Raw genomic sequence first — 24,612 nt, forward strand, 5'->3', positions numbered from 1 at the left:
CACGAGTGTGCTACTTCGGAACAAAGTAGCACGATCGTGCTATAAAGGCTCCATGCCCCGGGTTGTCGACGCCGACGAAAGACGCGCTCTGCTGGTCGCCGCGGTCTGGCGGGTGATCCACCGCGAAGGCCTGGCGCACGCCTCGGTCCGCAAGGTCGCCGCCGAGGCCCAGGTCTCGATGGGCTCCCTGCGGCACTACTTCAGCACCCAGAACCAGCTGCTCCAGTTCTCCCTGCAAGCAGTCGGCGAACGCGTCACCCAGCGCCTCAGCGCCCTCGACCTGTCCGGCGACCCCCGCCGCACCGCCGAACTCGTCGCCCTCGAGCTACTCCCACTCGACGCCGACCGCCGCGCCGAGGTCGAGATCTGGATCGCCTTCTCCGCCGCCACCCTCACCGACCCCGACCTGAAAGCCCTCAGCGACCAAAGTCACGCCGCCCTCCACGCCCTCCTCCGCACTCTCGTCGCCGACCTCCTACCCCCCGACTCCCCAGACCTCGACCTCGAAACCGACCGCCTCCACGCCCTCATCGACGGCCTAGCCCTCCACGGCGCCACCACCCCCACCCAAACCACCCCCACTCGCCTCCGCGCCGCCCTGACCCGCCACCTCCACCACCTCGGCAGTGCCTAGCTGTAGGTCTGGCAGGCCTTGGACTTGAATTCGGCCAGCGTCCACACGCGATTCGGGACGTCGACGTCCTCCGCCGGGGTGTCGGTGGGCAGACTGACCAGCTCGCCCGGCCTCAGCTGCGCGAGTTCCTGCTGGCTGAACTCGAGGTGGGCCGCCGACCAGCTGTTGTCCCGCGTCCAGCCGTAAATGGCGTAGCGCTGCTTCGGATCCCGCGCCTTGAGCACCCCGTCGAGCCGCCAGCCGTCGCCGCCGTCGGTCAGGCTGAACTGCGAGAACCCCGAGACGGCCGGATCGGCGATCCAGCGGCCGAAGGTCTCGTCGTCCGGCTCCTCGCCCTCGGGGACGTCGGGGTCCGGCAGGTACAGCGTGGCGCCGTCGACATGGCCCTCGCACATCTGCACGACGGCGGTGCCGTCGTGCAGCATTCCGACGATGCCGCCTGCCGGCACACCGCAACTCGTCAGCGAGCCGAACCCCACAACCGCTGCCAACATGCCGCCAACCGCTCTCCGCATTTTGTGAGAGTAGGCGGGCAGTTGTCAGAAGGGGTAGTGGAGGGTGGGGGTTGGGTGGGTGGTGTTGGTGGTGGTTAGGGCGGTCAGGTCGGTGGGGGTTAGGGCTTGGGGGTAGAGGCGGAACTCGTCCAGGGCGCCGCGGAGGTTTTGGGCGCCGTCCAGGCGTTGGCCCAGGTGGATTTTGAAGGGGCGTTTGGGGCTTAGGGAGCCTAGGGGTGCTGTGGTGGTGGTTATGGGGGTGCCGTCGATGGCGAGGGTGAAGGTGTTGGCTTGGCGGATGAGGGCGAAGTGGTGCCAGGTGCGGTCGTTGTAGGGCTTGGGGGTGGTGAGGGTGATGGCGGTTTCGCCGCTCTGGACCAGGGCACGGAGGCGGTTCTTGGAGGGTTCGGCGCGGAGCCAGAGCTGGGAGTAGACGTCGCCTTGGTTGTAGGCCCAGAGGATGGGCTGGTCGGCGGTGCTCGCGCCGTAGTTGAACCAGCCGGCCCAGGTGAAGTCGCCGCTGCTGACGGCGAGCTTCTCGGCGAAGGGGAGCTGGACGTGGTCGTCCGAGCCGTCCAGGGCGATCGCCGTCCCGAAGCGGCCGGCGGTCGAGGTCGGGCCGCCGCGGAGGTAACCGGTCAGATTGTTGCCGGAGGCATCGGGTGTGGTCGGGACGCCGGTGGTGTTGCCGTCCGGCAGGCCGAGATCGGCCTCGGTGAACTTGGTGAACCAGATGTAGCCGTGTGACCAGTTGGCGGCGCGTTCGTAGGCGAGGCCGACGGTGTTGTCGTCCAGCAGGGTCATGTCCGTGTACGCCGCCATCCCGCCGTAGATGACGACGCCGCCGCCCGGGTCGACCCATTCGTTCCCGCCCTTGTACGTCGAGCGGATGGTCAGGTTCTCCCGGGTCTCACCCTTGCGGGTCTCGGTCGCCAGCAGAACGCGGTTGTAGCGATCGCCCTGATCGGTCGCACGCAGCTCCAGGGTCGACGCCTGAACAGTTGGTACGGCGAGGCTCTGCTCGGCCGCGCCCGCCCGGAAGCCCTGGGAGAAGCTCTCCCCGGCATCGCTCGAAACCGCGGCGGCCACCGTCGACGAGGTGTCGGTGCCGTTCTCGTCGCGGGCCAGCGCGAACAGCGAGCCGTCCGGCCGCTCGAACACCGTCAACTCCTGCACCTTCAGCGCCGGATCGGCCGCAGCGTCGTGCGCGCCCAGCTGCCAGCTGAGTCCGCCGTCATCGCTGTAGACGAGTGCCCCGCCCCTCGGTCCATCGTTCGCGCCCGTGAAATGCGTGCCGACGACCAGGCGCCCGGCGTGTGGGCCTCGGCGGAGCTGAATGCCGTGCGAAGGCCCGGTCGCGTAGCCGTCCCAGGTCGGCAGTTTCACCGCGCTGGTGATCTCGCGCGGCGCCGTCCAGGTCACGCCGTTGTCGTCGCTGTACTGCGACCAGACCGATTTGTACTGCCGTGTCGTCAGCAACGAGATGCGCCCAGTCCGCGCATCAACCACCGGCGCCGGGTTGTGCGCCGTCACCCCAGAGCCCGCGTGCACGACCTTCGGCGGACTCCAGGTCGCACCTCGGTCCGTTGACCGAACCATCACGACGTCATGCGCTCCGGTATCCCCGCAGGTCGGCTTCCGTCCCTCCGCAAACATCACCAGCGATCCGTCGGACGCCGTCACCAGCGCCGGAATCCGGAAGCAGTTGTAGCCGGCCGTTCCCGGCGACAGCACTGCCTTCCCTTCCAGCCCTACCCCGGACGCCGGCGCCGTCAGACAAGCCCCGATCAACCCCAGTACGACAATCGCCACCCCACGAAGTCTCATGCGGCCAAGTCTTGGCCAACTGGCCCCGGTGAACGATCGCTCACGGCGTGTCGTAGGACGTCCTATGCCTCCGGCTCGGCCCGCCCCCTGCCGGACAGGTCGAGCCGGAGAGCGTGGTTACCGGGCGACGTGGAAGGCGGCGTCCGGGAGGCTGGTCTTACCGTTGGCCCAGAGCTGGTTCACGCGGGCGCGCTCGTTGGCGTCCGGGTTCGGGTTGGTGCAGGACGGGCCGGGGCCGCCGCCGGACATCAGCTCCGAGCAGGGGCCGGAGTAGTGGTCCGGGAGACCGAGGACGTGACCGGTCTCGTGGGCGGTGATGCGCAGCGAGTCGTACTGCTGGGACTGGGCGTAGTCCAGGAAGATGTAGCCGCTGCCGTGGCCGTTGGTCGAGGCGTACGAGCCGCGCGGGTCGTTGCCCTCGGTGTAGTAGAAGTCGTAGTTGCTGCCCTCGACGAGCTGGACGTTGCCGACCGAGGAGTTCCAGATCTGCGTGCTGGAGTTGATCTGCGAGCGGAAGGTCGGCGCGTCGACGGCGTAGGTGACCGTGACGGCGTCCAGCTTCTGCCCGGCCTTGGCGGCCTTCGCCCGCTTGGCGGCGACGGACTTCATCACCGCGTCGTAGAACGCCTTGGTGGCGGCCTCGTCCTGCGGCGAGCCGGTGTACGCCGCCCGGGTGGCAGCGGTGGAGACCGACGAGTCGGCCGGGGCGGGAGCCGGCGCGGCCGTGGCGAGCGTCGGGACGGCGAGTGCGGCGGCGGCGAGCCCCGCGAGGGAAGTCAGGATGCGGCGATGCGACATGGGAGGGCCTCACTCCGGATCTGTGGCGGAAAGCGACCGGCGGATTACTGATCGCTACAGATCGGGAGCCTGCCCCCGTCACCGATTTTCCGCACGCCCTCGGGAAGAAGTCGGGGGTTAACCCGCGAAACCCGATCGCGGTTCTATGAGATGCATAACCGCGCGGTTATGAGCTCACTCGCCGGGGATCCCCACGTTCAGGATCCGGGCGCCGGGACCGCGGTCGGCGAGCCGGTCGGACTTGTTGTAGAGGTTGCAGCGCTGCAGGCTGAGGCAGCCGCAGCCGATACAGCCGTCCAGATCGTCGCGGAGCCGCTCCAGCTCGGAGATCCGCTCGTCGAGCCGGCTGCGCCACGTCTTCGACAGGCGGCTCCAGTCGGCGCGGGTCGGCGTCCGGTCGTCGGGGAGCGAGTCGAGCGCCTCCCGGATCTCGGCGAGCGCCAGGCCGACCCGCTGGGCCGCCTGGACGAACGCGATCCGCCGCAACGTGCTGCGCTGGTACTGCCGCTGGTTCCCGGCCGTCCGCCGGGAGCCGATCAGGCCCTGGTCCTCGTAGAACCGCAAGGCCGACGCGGCCACCCCGGACCGATGTGCGATCTCCCCGATCGAGAGCCAGTGCTCCTTGCTGGGAATGTTCTCCTCCGCCACGCCACCACCCTAGGACCGGAGGCCAAGGACTCAAGCACACTTGAACTGCGGTCCGCACACAGTTCGGGGACCAGTACGCCGACTGGTCTGCTGTCACCCACCGTGGTCAGGGGTGCGGCCCGGATCGGGTACACTTGTGGGGTGTCGGTGCGCGCGTCGCGTCACCAGAGTTCTTTCCAGGCGCTCCGACCCGTCGGTCTCGGCAACCGCTGAGAAGTCCGGCGCCGAGGGTGCAACGCGATAGCACCCGCAGGTCGATGCCTAATCTCCTGCCTGTATGTGACAGACCGGTCAGTTTTTGCTGACCGGTTTACGCGTGCGGGTCGTGCGGTGTCGTCCGCGATTTTTCGAGAGAGAGTTTAGTGAGTCAGCACCACCAGCAGGACGACCCGAAGTTCAAGAAGCCCCGCCACAAGAAGTTCCAGAACCAGTCGTACGGCGAGCGGATGGGCCAGAGCCCGTCGACCGCGCCGGCCGGCGGTGACAACGTGCGGGACGACACCCGCAACGAGCGTCGCGGCGGCCCGTCGCAGTACTCCGACCGCGGCACGCGCGGCGACGACCGCCGTCCGGTGAAGGGCTACCGCTCCGAGCGCGGCGGCCAGTCGCGCCGCGACGACCGTCCGTCGTACTCGCGGGACGAGCGTCCCTCGTACCAGTCGCGCGACGACCGCGGCTCGTTCCAGAAGCGCGACGACCGCCCGGCGTACGCCAAGCGCGACGACCGGCCGACCTACCAGCAGCGCGACGACCGCGGCTCGTACCAGAAGCGGGACGAGCGCCCGTCGTACCAGTCGCGGGACGACCGTGGCTCGTACCAGCGTCGTGACGACCGTCCGCAGTACTCGCGGGACGAGCGTCCGTCGTACCAGCGCCGGGACGACCGGCCGGCGTACGCCAAGCGCGACGAGCGCCCGTCGTACCAGCAGCGCGACGACCGCGGCTCGTACCAGAAGCGGGACGAGCGTCCCTCGTACCAGTCGCGGGACGACCGTGGCTCGTACCAGCGTCGCGACGACCGCCCGCAGTACTCGCGGGACGAGCGTCCGTCCTACCAGCGTCGCGACGACCGTCCGGCGTACCAGCAGCGCGATGACAAGCCGCAGTACGAGCGTTCCTCGTACCAGCGCCGTGAGGACAAGCCGTTCGTGAACCGGGAACGCCCGAACTACGTCCGTGACGAGCAGCCCGAGGACCTCGGGACCGTTGCCGCTGACAACAAGTTCGCCGCCCTCGGCCTCGCGCCGCGGCTGGTCCAGCGCCTCGCCCGGGACGGGATCGACGCGCCGTTCCCGATCCAGGCCGCCACCATCCCGGACGCACTGGCCGGTAAGGACGTGCTCGGCCGCGGTCAGACCGGCTCCGGCAAGACCCTCGGCTTCGGCCTGCCGACGCTGATGCGGCTGTCCGGCGGCCACACCGAGTCGCGCCGGCCGCGCGGGATGATCTTGGTCCCGACGCGCGAGCTCGCGATGCAGGTGCACGACGCGCTCGAGCCGCTCGCCCACGTGATGAACGTGTCGCTGAAGCTGATCGCGGGCGGTCTGCCCTACCCGAAGCAGATCGAGGCGCTGCGCCGCGGCGTCGACCTGCTGATCGCCACTCCCGGCCGGCTGATCGACCTGTGTGAGCAGGGCGCCGCCGACCTGGGCGCGGTCGAGATCGCCGTCCTGGACGAGGCCGACCACATGTGCGACATGGGCTTCATGCCGGCCGTCACCACGCTGCTGGACATGACGCCTGCCGACGGGCAGCGGCTGCTGTTCTCGGCGACGCTGGACAATGACGTCTCCACGATCGTGAAGACCTACCTGAAGGACCCGGTCACGCACTCGACCGAGTCCGGCCAGGCCACCGTCTCCACGATGGAGCACCACCTGCTCGTCATCGAGCCGGGTCACAAGCAGTCGCTGACGGCGGAGCTCGCCAGCCGCGACGGCCGGACGATCGTCTTCGTCCGGACCAAGCTCGGCGCCGACCGCGTCGCCACCCAGCTCCGCGACCGCGGCGTGATGGCGGCCGCGCTGCACGGCGGCCTGACCCAGGGTGCCCGGAACCGGACGCTCGACCAGTTCAAGGACGGTTCCGTCCCGGTGCTGGTGGCAACGGATGTCGCGGCCCGCGGTATCCACGTCGACGACGTCGGCCTGGTCGTCCAGGCGGACCCGCCCGCCGAGCACAAGGACTACCTGCACCGCGCGGGTCGTACCGCGCGCGCCGGTGGCAAGGGCGCCGTCGTCACGCTCGTCCTCCCGCACCAGCGCCGTGGCATGGTCCGCATGGCCGAGACCGCGGGTGTCGAGGCCGAGCCGGTCCGGGCCCGTCCCGGCGACGAGCTCGTCACCGGCCTGACCGGCGGCAACACGCCGTCCGGCTACCCGGTCAAGCTCCCTGCCCCCAAGCCCGTCCGCGGCGGTGGCGGCCGTCGCTTCGGCGGCGGCGGTAACAACCGCCCGGGCCGCGGCTACGAGGGCAACCGCGGGGGAGGCGGCCCGCGCCGTACCTCCTCCAACGGCCCCCGCAAGTCCTACCAGCACTAACCAGCGCCACCCAAAGCCCCGGTTCCCCTGTGTGCACAGGAGAGCCGGGGTTTTGTCATGTCAGGAGGGCCTGGAGGCGGGTGAGGATGGTGGCTAGCTCGGGGTCGGTGAGGGGGACGAGCTCGAGCATCAGTTCGTCGGCGTGGGCCTGGTCGGTCATGACGTAGATGGAGGGGCGGCCGGCTTCCAGCTCGGTGGCGATGCGCTTGGCGTCGGGGAGGTGGAGGCGGACTCGGGAGACCTGGAGGCCGGTGGGGTCAGGGACGACGTCCGCGTGGACGCCGGGGATGCGGGCGGCCGCGTCGGCGAAGGCGTTGACCTTCGCCAGTTGGTCGGCCTCCCACTTCATCCGGTCGAACGCCTGCCATTCCTCCAGGGCCGCGATGACGCCGATGACGGCTTCTTTGGTGGGCTTCATGGTCCGGCCGATGCCGTGCTCCTGGGCGCGGACGGCCTGGACGAGCGGCCGGCTGCCGGCGATCAGGCCGGCGGTGGGGGAGCCGAGGTATTTCTGGCCGCTGACCAGGACGAGGTCGGCGCCGGTGGCCAGCAGGTCGGCGATCCGGGGGAACTGGGCGGCGCCGTCGATGATGGCCGGGACGCCGCGGCGGTGCGCGGCCCGGACGGCGGCGACCAGGTCGATCGGGTCGCCGTGCGCGAGCCGGGAGGATACGAGGACCAGGCAACAAATGTCGGGGCCGTCGAGCTCGGCCTCCAGATCGGCAAGTGTGCAACGGGTTTCGGTGCCGGCCAGGTCGACGTGCGCGCCGGCCAGCCGGATGCCCTGCAGGTTGGAGTGCCCGTAGTCGACCACCTGGCAGGCCGGCAGCACCACCCGGTTGTGCAGATCGGTTGTGTCGGGCAACGAGGCGATCCGGCGTGGATCGGCGCCGGCCATCGTCGCGGCGACGGCGAGTGTCAGCCCGGCCGCGGTGCAGTGCACGACGGCGCCGGCCGGCGCGCCGGTGACCTGGGCGATCGCCTCACTCGCCCGGTCGCCGAGCTCGGCCATCACGAAGAACTCGGGTAATGCCTGTGCGACGGCCGCCGCCACCCCGTCGGAACTCCGTGACACCCCCAGCGGGGTGTAGGTGCCCCTGGCGTTGATCACCGCACTCAACCGATACCGATCGTGAATGCTCATGGTCCCGCCGAGCGTAGTGGTCACCGACAGCGATGGCGAGAGCTGAGTGACGAGATCTTGACCCAAAGCTACTAGTGAGTCATTCTCAGTTTCTCCGACCGAGGGAGGACTCCGTGCCCCGCCCCGCACCCAGAACCCGTGCCCTCCGGCAGACGATCGCGGCGCTCGCCGTCACCGCCGTGCTGGCCACCCTGCCCGCCACGACCACCCAGGCCGCTCCGGACGCCGCGCCACCCAAGCCGGCCGCCGCCGCGCCGCCGGTCGACTACTGCGTCGGGCAGTGCCGCGACATCCTGCCACCCGGCCAGAACGGCAACGCGACCTTCACCGACCTCCTCGGTTTCAAAGCCTTCGGCATCCGTCCGCCGCATTTCAGCGACACCGTGAAGCCCTACCAGGATCTGGTCTGGAACGCCCAGGGCATCACCGACGACGCCCTCGCGCCGTACTTCGACGACGCCTCCTTCGGCGTCAAGCCGAACGATGTCGCGAGCACCTTCCAGCCGCGCCCGGACGTCACGATCGTCCGCGACAAGTCGCGCGGCATCCCGCACATCACCGGCACCACCCGCCAGGGCACGATGTTCGGCGCCGGGTACGCCGGCGCCCAGGACCGCCTCTTCGTGATGGACGTCTTCCGCCACCTCGGTCGCGGCCAGCTGACGCCGTTCGCCGGTGGCGCGCCCGCGAACCGCGCGTTCGAGCAGGAGTTCTGGCGGACGGCGCCGTACACCGAGGCCGACCTGCAGCGTCAGTACGACGACGCCGACGAGCTCTACGGCGCCGAGGGCGTCAAGATGCAGCAGGACATCCAGGCCTGGGTCGACGGCGTCAACAACTACATCAACACGATCGGCATCGCGTACCCCGGTGAGTACGTCGCCCTCGGCCTCGACTGGCCGACCGCGCCCTGGAAGGTGACGGACGTCGTCGCCACCGCGGCCGTGGTCGCCGGCATCTTCGGCACCGGCGGCGGCTCCGAGGTGAACTCGGCCCTCGCCCTGCTCGAGGCCCAGGCCAAGTACGGCGTTGCCCAGGGCACCAAAGTCTGGGAGTCGTTCCGCTCCCAGAACGACCCCGAGGCCAGTACGACGGTGCACAACGGCGCGAGTTTCCCGTACGGCGTCACCGGCCCGAACCCGGCCGGTCGCGCGCTGCCCGACCGCGGCTCGGTCACCAAGGAACCCGAGGTGATCAACCAGACCGCCAACAAGAAGGCCGCTGCCAAGCCGGCGCCCAAGGGATCCGGCCGGCTCAAGGGCATCTTCGACGCCGGCGTCTTCCCCGAGGGCTTCGGCAAGAAAGCGATGTCGAACGCGCTGCTCGTCTCCGGCGCGCACACCGAGAGCGGCAACCCGGTCGCGGTCTACGGCCCGCAGACCGGCTACTTCGCACCCCAGCTGCTGATGCGCCAGGAGTTGCAGGGTCCCGGCGTAAGCTCGCGCGGAGTCGCCTTCGCCGGCCTGAACTTCTACACGCTGATCGGTCGCGGCCCGGACTACTCCTGGAGCGCGACGTCCGCCGGGCAGGACATCACCGACACCTTCGCCGTCCCGCTCTGCGAGCCGAACGGCGGCACCCCGACGAAGAACTCGACGTACTACGTGTTCCGCGGCGAGTGCACGCCGATCGAACGCCTCGAGCGGCACAACGCCTGGTACTCCAGCCTCGGCTCGTCCGAACCGGCCGGCTCGTACACGCTGGTCGCGCTGCGGACGAAGTACGGCATCGTCACCCACCGCGGCACGGTCGGCGGGAAGCCGGTGCTGTTCACCAAGAACCGCTCGACCTACGGTAACGACGCGGGCTCGGCGCTCGGGTTCATGCAGTTCAACGACCCGGACAAGATCAAGTCCGCGGCCGACTTCCAGAAGGCCGCGCAGAACATCGGCTACACGTTCAACTGGTTCTACACGGACAAGTCGACGATCGCGTACTACAACTCCGGTGACAACCCGATCCGCAAGTCCGGCGCCGACCCGAACCTGCCGACCTGGAGCACCTACGAATGGCAGGGCTGGAACTCGTCGACCAACCGTGCGACGTACACTCCGCCGAACGAGCACCCGCAGGTCGTCAACCAGGACTACCTGACCAGCTGGAACAACAAGCAGGCGCCGGGCTTCTCGGCGTCCGACGGACAGTGGGGTTACAACGGCCTCTACCGCGACCAGCCGCTCGACGATCGGATCAAGGCGGTCATCAACGGCGGGCAGAAGTTCACCCGCGGCAAGCTGGTCGAGGCGATGGAGACGGCAGCGACCGTCGACCTGCGAGCGGACTACGTGCTTCCGTACCTGCTCCGCGTTCTGAAGAGCGCGCCGATCACCGACCCGGCGGTCGCGGACGCCGTCGCCAAGCTGACCGCCTGGAAGCAGGCCGGCAGCCACCGCAAGTCGCCGAACGCGACCTCGAAGACCTACGACCACGCGGACGCGATCCGCATCCTCGACGCCTGGTGGCCGATCCTGGTCCCCGCGCAGTTCAAGGACCTGGGACCGGACCTGTACGCCGCTCTGGTCGCGAACCTGAAGATCGACGAGCGGCCGAGCGCGCAGGGTTCGGCGTTCCAGAGCGGCTGGTGGGGTTTCGTCCAGCGTGATCTGCGCAAGGTGCTCGGCGACCCGGTCAAGGCCGCGCAGCCGGTGACGTTCTGCGGCAGCGGCGCGCTCGCGGCCTGTCGCTCGGTGCTGACGGATTCCTTGCTGGCGGCAACCAAGGTGCCGGCGGCGACGACCTACCCGGGGTCCGCGGACTGCGCGGCGGGTGACCAGTTCTGCGCGGATCAGATCTCCCACAACCCGATGGGCGGGATCACGCAGGACCGGATGGCCTGGGTGAACCGGCCGACGTACCAGCAGGTGATCGAGTTCCCCGCGCGCCGGGGTGACGACGTCAGCAACCTCGCCCAAGGGAAGACGGCGACCGCCAGTAGCCACGAGACCGGCGCCTACAACTCACCGCCGCCGAACGCCGTCGACGGCAAGCTGAACACCCGGTGGGCCAGTGATTGGTCGGACGCACAGTGGCTGTCGGTTGACCTCGGTAGCACCCAGCAGGTCGGCCGGGTGGTGCTGAACTGGGAGGCGGCGTACGCGAGGGGCTACCGGGTCGAGGTGTCCACGGACGGGACGACGTGGCGGCAGGTTTACGCCACGACGACCGGGAACGGCGGGGAGGACGTCGTCCGCTTCCCGGCGACGCAGGCCCGGCACGTGCGGCTCGTGGGCACCCAGCGGGCGACGTCGTACGGATACTCGGTGTTTGAGTTCGGGGTGTTTCGCCAGTGATGTCAGGATGAGTGCATGACGCAGACCTTCCCTCCGAACCCGAACCAGCCCTACCCGCCGCAGCAGCCCGGTTACCAGCAGGGTCCGCCTCCTGGTTACCAGGGCCCGCCGCCGCAGCAGGGGTACCAGCAGGGGCCGCCGCCGCAGGGCTACGGCCAGCCGGCTCCGGGGTACGGGCAGGCGCCGGGCAACTACCAGACGGCGCCGCAGAACGCTCCGCACGTGGCTCCGCAGGGGTCGCCGTACCCGGTGCTGGTCTCGACCATGAACGACCTGCCCGGGTACACCGCGGAGAAGGTGTTCGGCGAGGTCTTCGGGCTGACTGTCCGGAGCCGCGACTTCGGGTCGAACTTCACCGCCAGCTTCCGCTCGCTGGGCGGCGGTGAGGTTCCGGAGTACACGCAGATGCTGGCCGAGTCGCGGCACGTCGCCGTGATGCGGATGTGCCAGATGGCGCAGCAGATGGGCGCGAACGCGATCCTCGCGATGCGGTTCGACTGCACCGAGATCGCGAACACGATGAGCGAGGTCGCGGCCTACGGGACCGCGGTGATCGTGCAGAAGACCGTCGAGCCGGCGCAGGACAAGACTGATGAGGACGATGCGGGTGACAGCTGAACTCTCCTTTCCGCCCGGATTCCGCTGGGGTGTCTCCACCTCGGCGTACCAGATCGAAGGGGCCGTGGCCGAAGGTGGCCGCGGTCCCTCGACCTGGGACACGTTCTGCGCCGAGCCCGGTCGCGTGCTGAACGGCGAGACCGGTGCGGTCGCCTGCGACCATTACCACCGGTACGCCGAGGACGTCGCGCTGATGCGGGAGCTCGGAGTCGACACCTACCGGTTCTCGTTCTCCTGGCCGCGGATCCAGCCGGACGGGACCGGCCCGGGGAACGCCGCCGGTCTGGACTTCTACGACCGGCTGATCGACACGCTGCTCGGCGCCGGGATCCAGCCGGCGCCGACGCTGTACCACTGGGACACCCCGCAGCCGCTCGAGGACGCGGGCGGCTGGCTGTCCCGCGACATCACCGACCGGTTCGCGGACTACGCCTCGGTGCTGGCCGCGCGGTTCGCGGACCGGGTGCCGCTGTGGATCACGATCAACGAGCCGATGGTGATCACGCTGATGGGCTACTCGCTCGGAGCGCATGCCCCGGGCAAGCAGTTGATGTTCGACGCGCTCCCGGTCGCGCATCACCAGCTGCTCGCGCACGGTCGCGCCGTCCAGGCGCTGCGGGCCGGTGGCGCTACCGGGATCGGGATCGCCTCCAACCACGCGCCGACCTGGGCGGCCAGCGACAGCGCCGAGGACGTCGAGGCGGCCGGCCTCTACGACAACCTGATCAACTGGCTGTTCGCCGATCCAGTCCTGCTCGGCAAGTACCCAGCGGGGTTCGAGGCCGCGATGCCGGGGCCGGTCGACGAGGACCTCAAGGTGATCTCCACGCCGCTGGACTGGTTCGGGATCAACCACTACGCGCCGGCCTCGGTCGGGGCGGCGACCGGTCAGGCCGACACCGCCGCGACCGACGGCATCCCGCTGCCGCCGGGGCTGCCGTTCGAGCCGAAGGAGCTGACCGGCTACGAGCGGACCGACTTCGGCTGGCCGATCGTGCCGGACGCCTTCGGCGAGATCCTGCGGACGTTCAAGCAGCGCTACGGCGATCGGCTGCCGCCGATCTACATCACCGAGAACGGCTGTGCGATCAACGACGTACCGGTCGATGGGGTGGTCGACGATCAGCGTCGGATCGCCTACCTGGATGGGTATCTGCGGTCGTTGCGCTCGGCAATCGACGACGGCGTCGACGTCCGCGGGTACTTCCAGTGGTCGCTGCTCGACAACTTCGAGTGGGCCGCGGGCTACTCACAGCGGTTCGGTCTGGTGCACGTCGACTTCGAGACCTTGGAGCGGACGCCGAAAGCGTCGTACCACTGGTTCCGCGACGTGATCGCGCAGCATCGGGGATGACCGCGCTCGCCGAGCCGACGGAGCGGGTCCGGGCCGGATGGACGGCGACCGTCGTACTGGCGAATGTCGGGGTGTTCGCCGCCTGGTTCGGGCCGATCCAGGTGCTGCTGGCGAAGCAGTCCGAGGCGGTCGCGCCGGGGAACAAGGAGTTCGTCTTCGGGCTCGTCACCGGGATCGGCGCGGCGGTGTCGGTCGTCGCTGCGCCGATCTTCGGCGCCGTCTCGGACCGGACGACGTCGCGGTTCGGACGCCGGCGGCCGTGGACGCTGGGTGGGGCGCTCGGGGCCGCGGCCGGGCTGCTGGTGCTCGCAGGCGCGCAGGGCGTTGCGTTGATGCTGGTGGGTTGGTGTCTGGTGCAGCTGTTCGGCAACGCCGTCCTGGCCGCGCAAACGGCGACGGTGCCGGATCGGGTGCCGGTTGAGCAGCGTGGCGTGGTTGGCGGCTGGGTCGCGGTCGCTCAGGTCCCGGGGGCGCTGGTCGGGACGGCATTGGCGACCGTTGCCGGTGGCATCGGCTTTGGGTACGTCGTTTGTGCGCTCTTCGTCGTGCTGTCAGTCGTGCCCTATGTCCTGCGTGGGAAGGACACAGCGCTTGCGGCCGCGCCGCCGCCGTTCGTCCTGCGGGAGTTCGTGCGCGGTTTCTGGGTGAGCCCGCGGCGCTACCCGGACTTCGGGTGGGCGTGGCTGACCCGGTTCCTGTTCAACGTCGGGAACTCGCTCGGTCTGCTGTACCTGTTCTACTACCTGCAGGACGAGGTCGGCGTCCCGGACGCGGCCACCGCCGTCCTGATCCTGACCGCGATCTACAGCGCCTGCGTGCTCACCACCGCGATCATCTTCGGCAGCTGGTCCGACCGGAGCGGCCGGCGGAAGATCTTCGTGATCGGCTCCGGCCTGGTGATGGGGGTCGCGGGGGTGATCCTGGCGGTCTGGCCGACCTGGCCGGGGGCGATCCTCGGCGCGGTCGTGCTCGGGATCGGCTTCGGCGTCTATCTGTCGGTCGACTTCGCGCTGATCACCGAGGTGCTGCCGAACGCGCGCGACCGGGCCAAGGATCTCGGCGTGATCAACATCGCCAACTCCTTCCCGCAGGTCATCGCGCCGGTGATCGCCGCGCCGATCGTCAAGCATTTCGGCGGCTATCCGGTGCTCTACCTGCTGTCAGGGCTGGTCACCGCGGTGGCCGGCGTCCTGGTCAGCAGAGTCCGCTCGGTGCGCTGACCTTTGCCAGGCCGAGCCACTCCGCCATCAGGCGCAGCTCGGCGGCCAGCGGCTCGGTGAAGTCGGGCGCGCCGGGCTCGGCGGTGACGGTGGGGACGACGAGAGTGGACGTCGCCCGGTCGGCCTTGAGGTCGACGCGGGCGACCAGGCGGTCGCCGAGGAGGAACGGCAGCACGTAGTAGCCGTGGATGCGCTCTGCCGCGGGGGTGTAGATGCTGATCCGGTAGAAGAAATCGAAGTAGTGCTGGGTGCGGTCGCGGTTCCAGATCAGCGGATCGAATGGCGAGATCAAGGCCCTGGCGTCGACGGGTGCGTCTGTCGCCGCATGCCAGCGGTAGGACTGCTGTTTCACACCCTCGACCTTGGCCGGGATCAGCTCACCGGCTTCGGTCAGCTCGGCGACGATCCGGCGCGCGGTGGCCGTCGGCAACTTGTAGTGCCCGCGGGCGCCGCAGAGGTCGGCGGCGGTCCCGATCCCGATACTGCGGGCCGCGATCCGGACCAGCTCGCGCTGCGGATCGTCGGGCTCCGCACCCGGCACCGGGAGGACTCGCTCGGTGAGGTCGTACTGACGCTCGAAGTTCTTCCGGCCGGCGATCGTCACGTGGCCGGCGGCGAACAGGTACTCGACGGCGATCTTCGCGTCCTGCCAGTTCCACATCTTGCCAGTGCCCGGATCCGGATCCGGGTCGGTGCGCTTACGGCGTACGTCGTCCGGGACGATCTGGCCGGCGGTCAGCGGGCCTCGCTCGGCGATCGTGGCCAGCACGCGCTCTACGAAGCCGGGCCGGTCCTTCTGAAGGCGTTGCATACCGACGACCACGGACCACGGCGCCGAACCGACGCTCCAATCCTGTTGCTGGGCGGCGCGCATTCGGTGCTGGAGCAACGGGAAGTATGCCAAGGGCAACAATGCGGCCTTGTGCGCCCAGAAGTACTCGAAGAGTTCGCGATCCGGGCCCCAGCTGAGCTGGTCGAGGCGGTCGCGGGAGTAGGCCCCGAGCCGGGAGAAGAGCGGCAGATAATGGGCGCGGGTCAGCACGTTGACCGCATCGACCTGCAGGACGCCGACGTCCGCGATGGCACGCCGCAGCTGCCGGACGTCGATCCGGCCCGCCGGGCGCCCGATCGCGAACCCCTGCGCCCCGAGCGCGATCCGGCGAGCCGCGGCGACCGGCACGTCGTCCCCGATCAGTCTCATGAACCGAAGCTACCGCCTGCCGCCGACAAGCGCGGCGGTTACGCTGGCAGGTATGGCCGTACTGCAGTCGTCGAAGCTTGCGAACGTCTGTTACGAGATCCGGGGGCCGGTGCTGGAGGAGGCTCAGCGGCTGGAGGCGGCCGGGCACAAGATCCTCAAGCTCAACACCGGGAACCCGGCCGCGTTCGGGTTCGAGTGCCCGCCGGAGATCCTCGAGGACATCGTTCGGCATCTGGCCGATGCGCACGGGTACGGGGACGCGAAGGGCCTGCCGGCCGCGCGGCGGGCCGTCGTCCAGCACTATCAGCCGTGGGGCGTGCATCTCGACATCGAGGACGTCTACATCGGTAACGGGGTCTCCGAGCTCATCCAGATGGCGGTGCAGGCGCTGCTGGAGGACGGCGACGAGGTGCTGATCCCGGCGCCCGACTACCCGCTGTGGACGGCGGCCGTCGCGCTCGCCGGCGGGAAGGCCATGCACTACCACTGCGACGAGCAGTCCGACTGGATGCCGGATCCGGCCGATATCGAGGCCAAGATCACCGACCGCACCAAGGCCCTCGTCGTCATCAACCCGAACAACCCGACCGGCGCCGTCTACGACCACGACCTGCTCGTCGCGCTCACCGACATCTGCCGCCGGCACGGCCTGATCCTGTTCGCCGACGAGATCTACGACAAGATCCTGTACGACGACGCCACCCACACCCCGCTCGCGTCGCTGGCGCCCGACGTCCTCACGCTGACGTTCAACGGCCTCTCCAAGGCCTACCGGGTGGCCGGCTACCGCTGCGGCTGGCTCGCCGTCAGCGGCCCCAAACACCATGCCACCAGCTACCTCGAGGGTTTGACGATCCTCTCCAACATGCGCCTCTGCGCCAACATGCCCGCCCAGCACGCCGTAGCCACCGCCCTGGGCGGTCACCAATCCATCAAACCCCTGGTCCTCCCCGGCGGCCGCCTCCTCGAGCAACGCGACACCGCCTACGACCTCCTCACCCAGATCCCCGGCGTCACCTGCGTCAAACCCAAAGGCGCCCTCTACGTCTTCCCCCGCCTCGACCCCGCCGTCTACCCCATCAAGGACGACCGCCAACTCGTCCTCGACCTCCTCCGCACCGAAAAGATCCTCATCGTCCAAGGCACCGGCTTCAACTGGCCCACCCCCGACCACATCCGCATCGTCACCCTCCCCCACAAAGACCAACTAACCGACGCCCTAACCCGCTTCGCCACCTTCCTCACCACCTACCGCACCCGCTGACCAACTCGCCAAAGGACACCGCTTCGCGGCGGCTGTCGGTTGGCACCCTGGAGCAGCCCGCAGTCCCACCGACGCCCTGACCCGCTTCGCACCTTTCTAACCACCTACCGCACCCGCTGACTCGCGATAACCGCGCACGCCGAGCACCGCGCCCGGCGGACCGATGAACGGGTAGTAGTCCGGTCATGGGGGTGGACTGCGGAGGGCGGCGGGGCGCCGAGCGCCACCTTTACCCGTTGGTCGGTGCGCCAAGAAGCAGGCGGGGCAGGTGAGCAGGATCAGGCGGGTTGTTTGGTGTGGGTGGGGAGGTGTTTGGAGATGAGGGGCCAGAGGAGTAGGGCGAGGATTGTGGCGTAGATGAGGTAGGAGAGGGGGCCGCCGAGGAGGCCGTGGGGGTCGCCGTTGGAGAGTTGGAGGGAGAGGCGGGCTTGGCGTTCGGCGATCGGGCCGAGGATGACGCCGATGATGAGGGGGAGGACGGGGAGGCCGAAGCGGCGGAGGGTGAAGCCGAGGAGGCCGAGGAGAAGCAGGAGGAAGAGGTCGAGGGGCTGGGCGTTGACGGCGTAGGCGCCCATGGAGGCGAAGAAGAGGATGCCGGCGTAGAGGTAGGGACGGGGGATCTGGAGGAGTTTGGCCCAGGCGGGGGCGAGGGGGAGGTTGAGGAGCAGGAGCATCAGGTTGCCGATGAAGAGGCTGGCGATCAGGGCCCAGACCAGGCGGGACTCGCGCTCGAAGAGCAGCGGGCCGGGCTGGATACCGTACGAGGTGAAGGCGGCCAGCATGACGGCGGCGGTGGCGTTGGTGGGTAGACCGAGGGCGAGCATGGGGACGAGGGTTCCGGCGGCCGAGGCGTTGTTGGCCGCCTCCGGCCCGGCGACGCCTTCGATGGCGCCGTGGCCGAACTCCTCGGGGTGCTTCGACAGCTTCTTCTCGGTCGCGTAGGACAAAAACGTCGGGATCTCCGCCCCGCCGGCCGGCAGCGCGCCGATCGGGAACCCGTACGCCGTCCCGCGCAGCCAGGGTTTCCACGACCGCCGCCAGTCCGCGCGTCCCATCCACGGCCGTCCGACCGGGATGACGGTGCCCGGCGTCCGCCGCAGGTGCGCGGCCACCCAGAGCGCCTCGCCGACCGCGAAGATGCCGACGGCAACCACGACGACATCGATGCCGTCGGCAAGCTGTGGGACGCCGAACGTCAACCGCTGCTGGCCGGTCACCTTGTCGATCCCGACCAGCCCGATCACCAACCCGAGCAGCAGCGCCGCGATCCCGCGGATCCGCGACGACCCGAGCACCGACGTCGCCCCGGCGAAGGCGAGCAACATGATCGCCAGGTAGTCCGGCGCACCCAGGCTGATCGCGAACCTGACCACCTGCGGCGCGACCAGCGCGAGTAGCAGCGTCCCGATCGTCCCGGCCACGAACGACCCGATCGCGGCCGTCGCGAGCGCCTGCGCGGCCCGCCCGGAGCGCGCCATCTTGTTGCCCTCGATCGCCGTGACCACAGACGCCGACTCCCCGGGAGTGTTCAGCAGGATCGACGTCGTCGATCCGCCGTACATACCGCCGTAGAAGATTCCGGCGAACAGGATCAGCGCCTGCACCGGCTCCAGCCCGTAGGTGATCGGCAGCAGCAGCGCGACCGTCATCGCCGGTCCGATCCCCGGCAGGACGCCGACCGCCGTGCCGACCGTCACGCCGAGCAGCGCGAGCAGCAGGTTGACCGGCGTCAGCACATCGGCGAAACCGTTCAGCAGGTCCATCACAAGATCCCTTGCAGTACGCCGGCCGGCAGGTTGACGCCGAGCCCGATCGCGAACAGATAGAACGTGGTCAGCGACAACCCGACGGCGATCAGCAGGTTGCGCAGGTGGTTCCGGCTGCCCAGCGCGTACGCCGAACCCCAGAACAGCAAGGCTCCGCTGATCACCCACCCGGCCGGCTCGATCAACACCAGGTTCACTGCGAACGCCGCGATCAGCAGCAGCACGGTCCGCCAGTCGACCGGCGAGGCCGGGTCGACGTCCTCACCGCCCTCGGCCTCGCCGGTCCCGCCGCGGGCGACGTCGACGGCGTACAGGACGGCGACCACGAGCAGCAGCGCGCCGAGCACGATCGGGATCGGCTTCGGACCGATCGGATCGTTGCTGTTGGCAATGTGCCGGATCCGCACCGCGTCGGCGATCACCAGGCCGCCCACGATCGCGAGGAACCCGCACACCCCGTACTGCGCCCGGTCCGCCCGAGCAGCCGTCACGCGGCCAGACCCAGCTTGGTCAGGACGTCGGCGACCGCCTTGTCCTGCTCGGCCAGGAACGTCCCGAACGCGTCACCGGTGACGAAGGCGTCCGTCCAGCCGTGTTTGACCAGCTCGGCCTTCCACTGCTCCGAGTCGTGCATCCGGGTCAGCGCGTCGATCCAGAGCTGCTTGTCGGCGGCGCTGATCTCCGGCGGCGCGACGATCCCACGCCAGTTGGTGAAGACCAGATCGATTCCGGACCCCTTCAGCGTCGGGACCGCCTTCAACGCGTCCACCGGCTGCTCGCTGGTCACCGCGAGCACCCGCAGCTGGCCGCTCTCGACCTGGTCGAGGAACTCGCCGAACCCGCTGGCGCCGAAGGCGATCTTGTGACCCAGCAAGGCGGGCAGGAGTTCGCCGCCGCCGTCGTAGGAGATGAAGTTGACCTGCTTCGGGTCGATCCCGACCGCCTGCGCGAGCTGCATCGGCAGCAGGTGGTCCGGTCCGCCGGGCGACGAGCCGCCGCCGACCGCGAACGACTTGGGGTCCGCCTTCCAGGCCGCGACCAGGTCGCCGATCGTCCGGTACGGCGAGTCCTTCGGGACGACGATCGCCCCGGCCTCCTCGATCAGCTTGGCCAGTGGGGTCGTCTGGGTCAGCGTCGCCTTCGACTTCGAGGTGTACGTCGCCCCGACCACGCCGAGGCCCATCTGCAGGGCCAGCTTTCCGTTGCCCTTCTCGTTCACCGTTCGCTGCAGGCCGACCGTCCCACCGGCGCCGGGCAGGTTGAACACCTGGACGCCGGTCGCGATCTTGGCGTCGTCCAGGACCTTCGCCGCGACCCGGGCCGTCGTGTCGTACCCGCCACCGGCCGTGTTCGGCACCATCAACCGCAACCCGGTCACCGGCTTGTCACTGCCGGTGGTCGCGGAATCGCCCTTCTCCGCCGTCGCTCCACAGGCGCTGACCCCCACCAGCGCCAGCGCCGCAATCCACACCTTGAACCTCATCAGCGGAGTCCTCTCATGCCGGGGATGTGGTCGAGATCGTGGCCGGGCAGGCGGGCCGCCGTCTGCGTTGTGGCCGCAGCGGAGGTTGAGTTCATTGTGGTCACGACTCGTTTCGCGTCGAGGGGTGGCCTCGGGGCGGCTCCAGCGGTGATCATGCGGCCGTGGCGTTGCGAATCGGAAGGCGGCCGACCCTGGCCGGCCAGCTGCTGGTGCTGCAGCTGGCGATCGTGGTGGTGGTGCTGGTCGCCGTCGCCGCGGTCTCGCTCGCCCAGTCGGCGGCCACGTTCAACCGGGTCGAGGGTCGCCGGGTGACCGCGCTGGCCGAGCAGGTGGCCGGGAATCAGACGCTCCGGTTCGGGATTCGGCATCCGGCCCCGGCCGAGGTGCTCGCGCCGCTGCTGCAGACCACGCTGACCCAGTCCGGCGTCACCTCGATCACGGTCGCGGACGCCGACGGCAAGATCATCGCCGCCACCAACCCGACGACGATCGGGAATCCGATCACCTTGGGTGATCCCGGCGTCGCGGCCGGTCGGGGCTGGTCGGGCGAGCTGCGGGTGGACGCCGAGCCGGAGCTGGTCTCCCAGGTCCCAGTGCTCAGCCAGGACACCGAGGACGGCTCGCTGGGCGCCCGGATCGGCACGGTGATGGTCGGCGAGCGGGTGCCGTCCGTCCTCGAACGGTTGCGTGGGGCATCGTCGTACCTGGCGATCTATCTCGGGATCGCCTGCCTGCTGGGCCTGCTCGGCTCCTGGATGCTTGCCCGGCGCATCAAACGCCAGACGCTCGGGCTCGAGCCGCGCGAGATCGTCGGCCTCGCCGAACACCGCGAAGCCATGCTCTACGGACTCGCCGAAGGAGTGGTTGCCCTCGACCCGCACCTGCGCGTGACGCTGGTGAACGACGTCGGCCGCCGGCTGCTCGATCTGCCGGACGACGCGGTCGGCCGCAGCCTCCGCGAGTTGAACATCGTCGGCCGGCTGTTCGAAGTCCTCGCCGGGGAGCACGAAGACACCCGGGACGCCGTCGTCGTCCGCCGTGGCCGGGTCCTGGTGATGAACCGGATGCACGTCACCAAGGACGGCCGCTCACTCGGCTCGGTCACCACGCTCCGCGACCGGACCGAGCTGGCCCAGCTGGAGCGCGAGCTCGGCTCGTTCCGGTCGTCCGCCGAGCTGCTCCGCGCGCAGACCCATGAGTTCGCCAACCAGCTGCACACGATCTCCGGCCTGATCCAGATCGGCGAGTACGACGAGGTCGTCACCTACGTCGGCGCCCTCAATCGCTACCGCGAGTCGCTCGACCTGACCGTCACCCGGCGCGTCCACGACACCGCTGTCGCGGCCCTGCTGATGGCGAAGTCGAGTGTGGCGGCCGAGCGCCGGGTCGAGCTGCGGGTCTCCGAACGCACCACGCTGCAACGCCTCGCGCCCGAGCTGTCCGCGGACGTCGCGACCGTCGTCGGCAACCTGGTCGACAACGCCGTCGACGCGGCCGCGCAGTCGGGGACGCCGTTGTCGCCCGCCTGGGTCGAGGTCGAACTGCGTCAGGACGCGAGCAGCGTCGAGATCGAGGTCCGGGACTCAGGTCCCGGGGTCGCGCCCGAGCTGGCGCAGGAGGTCTTCGCACACGGCTTCACCACGAAGGCCGCCGCCGAAGGGGAGCGCGGGATCGGGCTGGCGATGATCCGGCTGATCTGCCGGCGCCGCGGCGGCGAGGTCGCGGTCACCAACCTGGCCGACGGCGGCGCGGCGTTCGTCGCGCGGATGTCCGTCCAGCCGCTGCCCGAGGGGGCGAGATGATCAAGGTCCTGGTGGTCGACGACGATTTCATGGTCGCCCGGATCCATCGCGGGTTCGTCGACCGCGTGGACGGTTTCGAGGTGGTCGGGACGGCGAACTCCGGCGACCAGGCCCTGACCGCGATCCGCGAGCTGCGCCCCGATCTGGTCCTGCTCGACCTCTACCTGCCGGACATCTTCGGCATCGACCTGATCGCCCGCCTGCGGGCCGCGCAACCCGACTGCGACATCCTCGTCATCACCGCGGCCCGGGAGGCGGACGCCGTCCGCGGCGCCGTCCGGCAAGGGGTGGTCAACTACCTGCTGAAACCCTTCGGTTTCGAGGACCTGCGGGCCCGGTTGCAGCAGTACGTGCGGCAGCGCGCGAGCGTCCCCGATCAGGTGACCAGCCAGGCGGACGTCGATCGCGTGCTGACGCCGACCCGGCCGCCGGCCAATCGGCTCCCGAAAGGGCTGAGCCAGGAAACCGCCGTCCTCGTGGCCGCGGCGCTGCGGGGCGCCGACAGTCTGTCGGCGGCCGAGTGCGCGGAGCAGGTCGGGCTGTCCCGAGTCAGCGCGCGCCGCTACCTGGAGTTCTTCTGCACCCGGGACCAGGCGGCGGTCGCGTTACGGTACGGCACGACAGGCCGGCCGGAACGCCGGTACCACTGGCGCGCGTAGGCTCCGGCGTATGCCGCTGTTCTCGTTCGAAGGTAAGAGCCCGACCGTCCACCCTGACGCGTGGATCGCGCCGACGGCGACGTTGGTGGGTGATGTGATCGTCGAGGCCAAGGCCTCGATCTGGTACGGCGTGGTGATCCGGGCTGATCTGGGCACGATCACGATCCGCGCCGGCGCGAACGTGCAGGACAACTCGGTGATCCATTCCAACCGTGACGGCTGCGAGGTCGGGCCGAACGCTACGGTCGGTCACCAGTGTCTGGTCCACGACTGCGTGATCGGTGAGCAGGCGCTGGTCGGGAACGGCGCGATCGTGCTGGACGGCGCCGTCGTCGGCAGCCGCACGCTGATCGCGGCCGGGGCGACCGTGACACCGGGTTCGGTGATTCCGCCGGAGTCGGTCGCGATGGGTAGCCCGGCGAAGAAGATCGTCCCGCTGGCCGGGACGCCGAAGCTGTTCGTCGATCACAACGCCGCGATCTACCACGAGCTGGCTCGTCGGCACGCGGAGGGCGTCGTTCAAATCGACTGAAAATGTTGGAGTGGGACCCCGGGTATGAGGCAGCATCGCATCCGATGCGTCGCCCCACCCCGGGAGTCCCACTGTGGGCTGGCTGCTCAACCCGTCAGAACTCCAGTACCCATTGCGCTCCAAAGGACACAACGGAGGAAACGTGACCGAGATCGCGAACACCGGCGCCCATGTCATCAATCGCGCCAACGGCCAGGAGGACGGCGAAGGCTGGGAGGAGAACTACACAGAGTTGCCGGGCGGTGCCGGGGTGTCACTGATCCTGGAGTCCACCACGCAGGAAGGCGTCGGCCCGCGCCTGCACATGCACCCGTACGCCGAGACCTTCATCATCCGCCGCGGCTCCGCGACCTTCACCGTCGCCGACCAGCAGGTCGTCGGCCGGGCCGGCCAGATCCTCGTCGTCCCCGCCGACACCCCGCACAAGTTCCGTACCGGCCCCGGCGGTTACGAAGCGTTGCACATCCACGCCAACCCCAGCTTCGAAACCACCTGGCTGGAGTAGGTCACCCCAGCGTGAACGTCGCCGCGACCGGGAAGTGGTCGGAGGCGAAAGTGGAGGGGACGGACGCCGCCGTCGCCTTCAGCGCGGGGCTGTGGAGCTGGTAGTCGATGCGGCGAGTGGGGATCGGCACCGAGCTCGTGTTGCCGAGGCCGATGCCGACCTCGGTCCAGGTGTCCTTCCAGCGGGCCGTCAGCGTCTTGATCTCGGCCGCGCTCGGGACGGCGTTCAGGTCACCGACGAGCAGCGTCGGCTCGGTCGCGCCGCCGAGCAGGTTGACGATCGCGGTTGCCTGCTGCTGGCGCTCGGCCGGGGTCGCGTTGTTCAGATGGGTGTCGGCGAACCGCACCGGCGTACCGCCGACGTCGATCACGGTCTCGAGCAGCCCGCGCTGCTCCTCGGTTCCGACCTTCGGCAGCGGCGTGTTCCGCGAGTCCAGGATCGGGTATTTCGACAACACCAGGTTCCCGTACTGCCGCCGCGGCTTGCCGGGCTCCGGCGGATCCCAGTCCAGGTTGGGCGCGAACACGTAGTTCATCCCCAGCCGCGCGGCCAGCCAGGCCGGCTGGTCCACCCAGTTGCTCCGGGCATCGAAGAACTTGTCGACCTCTTGCAGGCCGACGATCCCGGCCCCGGAGGCCTCGATCGCCTTCGCGGTCCGCTCCAGGTCGAGCTTCCCGTCGCTGCCTTGCCCGTGGTGGATGTTGAAGGTCAGCGTCTTCACCGTGGTCGCCTGTTCCGCGGCCTGCGCCGTCGCCGGCGCAACCGCCAGCAAACAGCCCAGAACCACCGCTCCGATTCGTCTGTACACGGCGAGCAGTATTCAGCCCCCAAGG

At 69.5% G+C, this 24,612-nt stretch carries 21 protein-coding genes; 11 read left to right on the forward strand and 10 right to left on the reverse strand.

Going from position 1 to position 24,612, the window contains the following annotated elements:
* Positions 1 to 52: 52 nt before the first annotated feature.
* Complete coding sequence (locus ACZ6ZD_RS13215) at positions 53 to 634, forward strand: TetR/AcrR family transcriptional regulator (RefSeq protein WP_465671481.1); 582 nt, start codon at positions 53 to 55, stop codon at positions 632 to 634.
* Here ACZ6ZD_RS13215 and ACZ6ZD_RS13220 read toward each other — a convergent pair.
* The 4 genes from ACZ6ZD_RS13220 to soxR all read right to left on the reverse strand — a co-directional run bounded on the left by ACZ6ZD_RS13220 (position 631) and on the right by soxR (position 4,401).
* Positions 631 to 1,149, reverse strand: coding sequence for a hypothetical protein (locus ACZ6ZD_RS13220; RefSeq protein WP_465671483.1), 519 nt, complete (start codon positions 1,147 to 1,149; stop codon positions 631 to 633). The genes ACZ6ZD_RS13215 and ACZ6ZD_RS13220 overlap by 4 nt on opposite strands.
* A gap of 24 nt (positions 1,150 to 1,173) precedes the next feature.
* The gene (locus tag ACZ6ZD_RS13225; RefSeq protein WP_465671485.1) at positions 1,174 to 2,955 is read right to left on the reverse strand and encodes an exo-alpha-sialidase; all 1,782 of its coding nucleotides are present in this window, start codon (positions 2,953 to 2,955) and stop codon (positions 1,174 to 1,176) included.
* Positions 2,956 to 3,072: 117 nt separating this feature from the next.
* The gene (snpA, locus tag ACZ6ZD_RS13230; protein WP_465671487.1) at positions 3,073 to 3,753 is read right to left on the reverse strand and encodes a snapalysin; all 681 of its coding nucleotides are present in this window, start codon (positions 3,751 to 3,753) and stop codon (positions 3,073 to 3,075) included.
* Positions 3,754 to 3,927: 174 nt separating this feature from the next.
* Complete coding sequence (gene soxR, locus ACZ6ZD_RS13235; protein ID WP_465671489.1) at positions 3,928 to 4,401, reverse strand: redox-sensitive transcriptional activator SoxR; 474 nt, start codon at positions 4,399 to 4,401, stop codon at positions 3,928 to 3,930.
* A gap of 362 nt (positions 4,402 to 4,763) precedes the next feature.
* Between soxR and ACZ6ZD_RS13240 the strand changes: the two genes are divergently transcribed.
* Positions 4,764 to 6,941 (forward strand): DEAD/DEAH box helicase, encoded by a 2,178-nt coding sequence (locus ACZ6ZD_RS13240; protein WP_465671491.1) that lies wholly within the window; start codon positions 4,764 to 4,766, stop codon positions 6,939 to 6,941.
* 55 nt (positions 6,942 to 6,996) lie between these two features.
* On the opposite strand, the gene ACZ6ZD_RS13245 is transcribed toward ACZ6ZD_RS13240, so the two are convergent.
* Positions 6,997 to 8,085: an aminotransferase class V-fold PLP-dependent enzyme gene (locus ACZ6ZD_RS13245; protein WP_465671493.1), complete on the reverse strand. Its 1,089-nt coding sequence runs from the start codon at positions 8,083 to 8,085 to the stop codon at positions 6,997 to 6,999.
* Positions 8,086 to 8,198: 113 nt separating this feature from the next.
* Here ACZ6ZD_RS13245 and ACZ6ZD_RS13250 point away from each other — a divergent pair, with 113 nt between their 5' ends.
* Genes ACZ6ZD_RS13250 through ACZ6ZD_RS13265 form a run of 4 tightly spaced genes read left to right on the forward strand, consistent with a single transcriptional unit; the run spans position 8,199 to position 14,567 of the window.
* Positions 8,199 to 11,375 carry a penicillin acylase family protein gene (locus ACZ6ZD_RS13250; protein WP_465671495.1) on the forward strand — a complete coding sequence of 1,059 codons (3,177 nt, stop codon included), beginning with the start codon at positions 8,199 to 8,201 and terminating at the stop codon, positions 11,373 to 11,375.
* A 15-nt stretch (positions 11,376 to 11,390) separates the two neighbouring features.
* Complete coding sequence (locus tag ACZ6ZD_RS13255) at positions 11,391 to 11,993, forward strand: YbjQ family protein (protein WP_465671497.1); 603 nt, start codon at positions 11,391 to 11,393, stop codon at positions 11,991 to 11,993.
* A complete protein-coding gene (locus ACZ6ZD_RS13260) occupies positions 11,983 to 13,347 on the forward strand; it encodes a GH1 family beta-glucosidase (protein ID WP_465671499.1) in 1,365 nt (454 codons plus the stop codon). Before ACZ6ZD_RS13255 ends, ACZ6ZD_RS13260 begins: the two co-directional genes overlap by 11 nt.
* Positions 13,344 to 14,567 (forward strand): MFS transporter, encoded by a 1,224-nt coding sequence (locus tag ACZ6ZD_RS13265; protein WP_465671501.1) that lies wholly within the window; start codon positions 13,344 to 13,346, stop codon positions 14,565 to 14,567. Before ACZ6ZD_RS13260 ends, ACZ6ZD_RS13265 begins: the two co-directional genes overlap by 4 nt.
* Here ACZ6ZD_RS13265 and ACZ6ZD_RS13270 read toward each other — a convergent pair.
* On the reverse strand, positions 14,542 to 15,768 hold the full coding sequence (locus tag ACZ6ZD_RS13270; protein ID WP_465671503.1) for a winged helix-turn-helix domain-containing protein: 1,227 nt from the start codon (positions 15,766 to 15,768) through the stop codon (positions 14,542 to 14,544). The two genes, ACZ6ZD_RS13265 and ACZ6ZD_RS13270, sit on opposite strands and share 26 nt — an antisense overlap.
* 52 nt (positions 15,769 to 15,820) lie before the next feature.
* Between ACZ6ZD_RS13270 and ACZ6ZD_RS13275 the strand changes: the two genes are divergently transcribed.
* Positions 15,821 to 17,032 (forward strand): pyridoxal phosphate-dependent aminotransferase, encoded by a 1,212-nt coding sequence (locus ACZ6ZD_RS13275; protein ID WP_465671505.1) that lies wholly within the window; start codon positions 15,821 to 15,823, stop codon positions 17,030 to 17,032.
* 278 nt (positions 17,033 to 17,310) lie between these two features.
* Here the strand turns inward: ACZ6ZD_RS13275 and ACZ6ZD_RS13280 are convergent, their stop codons facing one another.
* Genes ACZ6ZD_RS13280 through ACZ6ZD_RS13290 form a run of 3 tightly spaced genes read right to left on the reverse strand, consistent with a single transcriptional unit; the run spans position 17,311 to position 20,281 of the window.
* Entirely contained in the window at positions 17,311 to 18,795 is a 1,485-nt protein-coding gene (locus tag ACZ6ZD_RS13280) for a tripartite tricarboxylate transporter permease (protein ID WP_465671507.1), read from the reverse strand.
* Positions 18,795 to 19,289: a tripartite tricarboxylate transporter TctB family protein gene (locus tag ACZ6ZD_RS13285; RefSeq protein WP_465671508.1), complete on the reverse strand. Its 495-nt coding sequence runs from the start codon at positions 19,287 to 19,289 to the stop codon at positions 18,795 to 18,797. Before ACZ6ZD_RS13285 ends, ACZ6ZD_RS13280 begins: the two co-directional genes overlap by 1 nt.
* Positions 19,286 to 20,281 (reverse strand): Bug family tripartite tricarboxylate transporter substrate binding protein, encoded by a 996-nt coding sequence (locus ACZ6ZD_RS13290; RefSeq protein ID WP_465671510.1) that lies wholly within the window; start codon positions 20,279 to 20,281, stop codon positions 19,286 to 19,288. The genes ACZ6ZD_RS13285 and ACZ6ZD_RS13290 overlap by 4 nt, the downstream gene beginning before the upstream one ends.
* A gap of 161 nt (positions 20,282 to 20,442) precedes the next feature.
* On the opposite strand from ACZ6ZD_RS13290, the gene ACZ6ZD_RS13295 reads away from it, so the two are divergent.
* From ACZ6ZD_RS13295 to ACZ6ZD_RS13310, 4 genes are all read left to right on the forward strand, one after another.
* On the forward strand, positions 20,443 to 22,083 hold the full coding sequence (locus tag ACZ6ZD_RS13295) for a sensor histidine kinase (RefSeq protein WP_465671512.1): 1,641 nt from the start codon (positions 20,443 to 20,445) through the stop codon (positions 22,081 to 22,083).
* Positions 22,080 to 22,742: a response regulator gene (locus ACZ6ZD_RS13300; protein WP_465671514.1), complete on the forward strand. Its 663-nt coding sequence runs from the start codon at positions 22,080 to 22,082 to the stop codon at positions 22,740 to 22,742. The genes ACZ6ZD_RS13295 and ACZ6ZD_RS13300 overlap by 4 nt, the downstream gene beginning before the upstream one ends.
* Before the next feature lie 10 nt (positions 22,743 to 22,752).
* Positions 22,753 to 23,274, forward strand: a complete 522-nt coding sequence (locus ACZ6ZD_RS13305) for a gamma carbonic anhydrase family protein (protein WP_465671516.1) — start codon at positions 22,753 to 22,755, stop codon at positions 23,272 to 23,274.
* A gap of 142 nt (positions 23,275 to 23,416) precedes the next feature.
* Entirely contained in the window at positions 23,417 to 23,779 is a 363-nt protein-coding gene (locus tag ACZ6ZD_RS13310) for a cupin domain-containing protein (protein WP_465671518.1), read from the forward strand.
* A gap of 1 nt (position 23,780) precedes the next feature.
* Here ACZ6ZD_RS13310 and ACZ6ZD_RS13315 read toward each other — a convergent pair whose 3' ends face one another.
* Entirely contained in the window at positions 23,781 to 24,587 is an 807-nt protein-coding gene (locus ACZ6ZD_RS13315) for an endonuclease/exonuclease/phosphatase family protein (RefSeq protein WP_465671520.1), read from the reverse strand.
* Positions 24,588 to 24,612: the final 25 nt, after the last annotated feature.

This window comes from Kribbella sp. NPDC104218, from assembly GCF_055584105.1.

Bases quoted from the DNA above. Each gene is read 5' to 3' on its own strand.
- ACZ6ZD_RS13215 (WP_465671481.1), top strand. From the start codon at position 53: ATGCCCCGGGTTGTCGACGCCGACGAAAGACGCGCTCTGCTGGTCGCC.
- ACZ6ZD_RS13220 (WP_465671483.1), bottom strand. From the start codon at position 1,149: ATGCGGAGAGCGGTTGGCGGCATGTTGGCAGCGGTTGTGGGGTTCGGC.
- ACZ6ZD_RS13225 (WP_465671485.1), bottom strand. From the start codon at position 2,955: ATGAGACTTCGTGGGGTGGCGATTGTCGTACTGGGGTTGATCGGGGCT.
- snpA (WP_465671487.1), bottom strand. From the start codon at position 3,753: ATGTCGCATCGCCGCATCCTGACTTCCCTCGCGGGGCTCGCCGCCGCC.
- ACZ6ZD_RS13245 (WP_465671493.1), bottom strand. From the start codon at position 8,085: ATGAGCATTCACGATCGGTATCGGTTGAGTGCGGTGATCAACGCCAGG.
- ACZ6ZD_RS13255 (WP_465671497.1), top strand. From the start codon at position 11,391: ATGACGCAGACCTTCCCTCCGAACCCGAACCAGCCCTACCCGCCGCAG.
- ACZ6ZD_RS13265 (WP_465671501.1), top strand. From the start codon at position 13,344: ATGACCGCGCTCGCCGAGCCGACGGAGCGGGTCCGGGCCGGATGGACG.
- ACZ6ZD_RS13270 (WP_465671503.1), bottom strand. From the start codon at position 15,768: ATGAGACTGATCGGGGACGACGTGCCGGTCGCCGCGGCTCGCCGGATC.
- ACZ6ZD_RS13275 (WP_465671505.1), top strand. From the start codon at position 15,821: ATGGCCGTACTGCAGTCGTCGAAGCTTGCGAACGTCTGTTACGAGATC.
- ACZ6ZD_RS13280 (WP_465671507.1), bottom strand. From the start codon at position 18,795: ATGGACCTGCTGAACGGTTTCGCCGATGTGCTGACGCCGGTCAACCTG.
- ACZ6ZD_RS13290 (WP_465671510.1), bottom strand. From the start codon at position 20,281: ATGAGGTTCAAGGTGTGGATTGCGGCGCTGGCGCTGGTGGGGGTCAGC.
- ACZ6ZD_RS13300 (WP_465671514.1), top strand. From the start codon at position 22,080: ATGATCAAGGTCCTGGTGGTCGACGACGATTTCATGGTCGCCCGGATC.
- ACZ6ZD_RS13305 (WP_465671516.1), top strand. From the start codon at position 22,753: ATGCCGCTGTTCTCGTTCGAAGGTAAGAGCCCGACCGTCCACCCTGAC.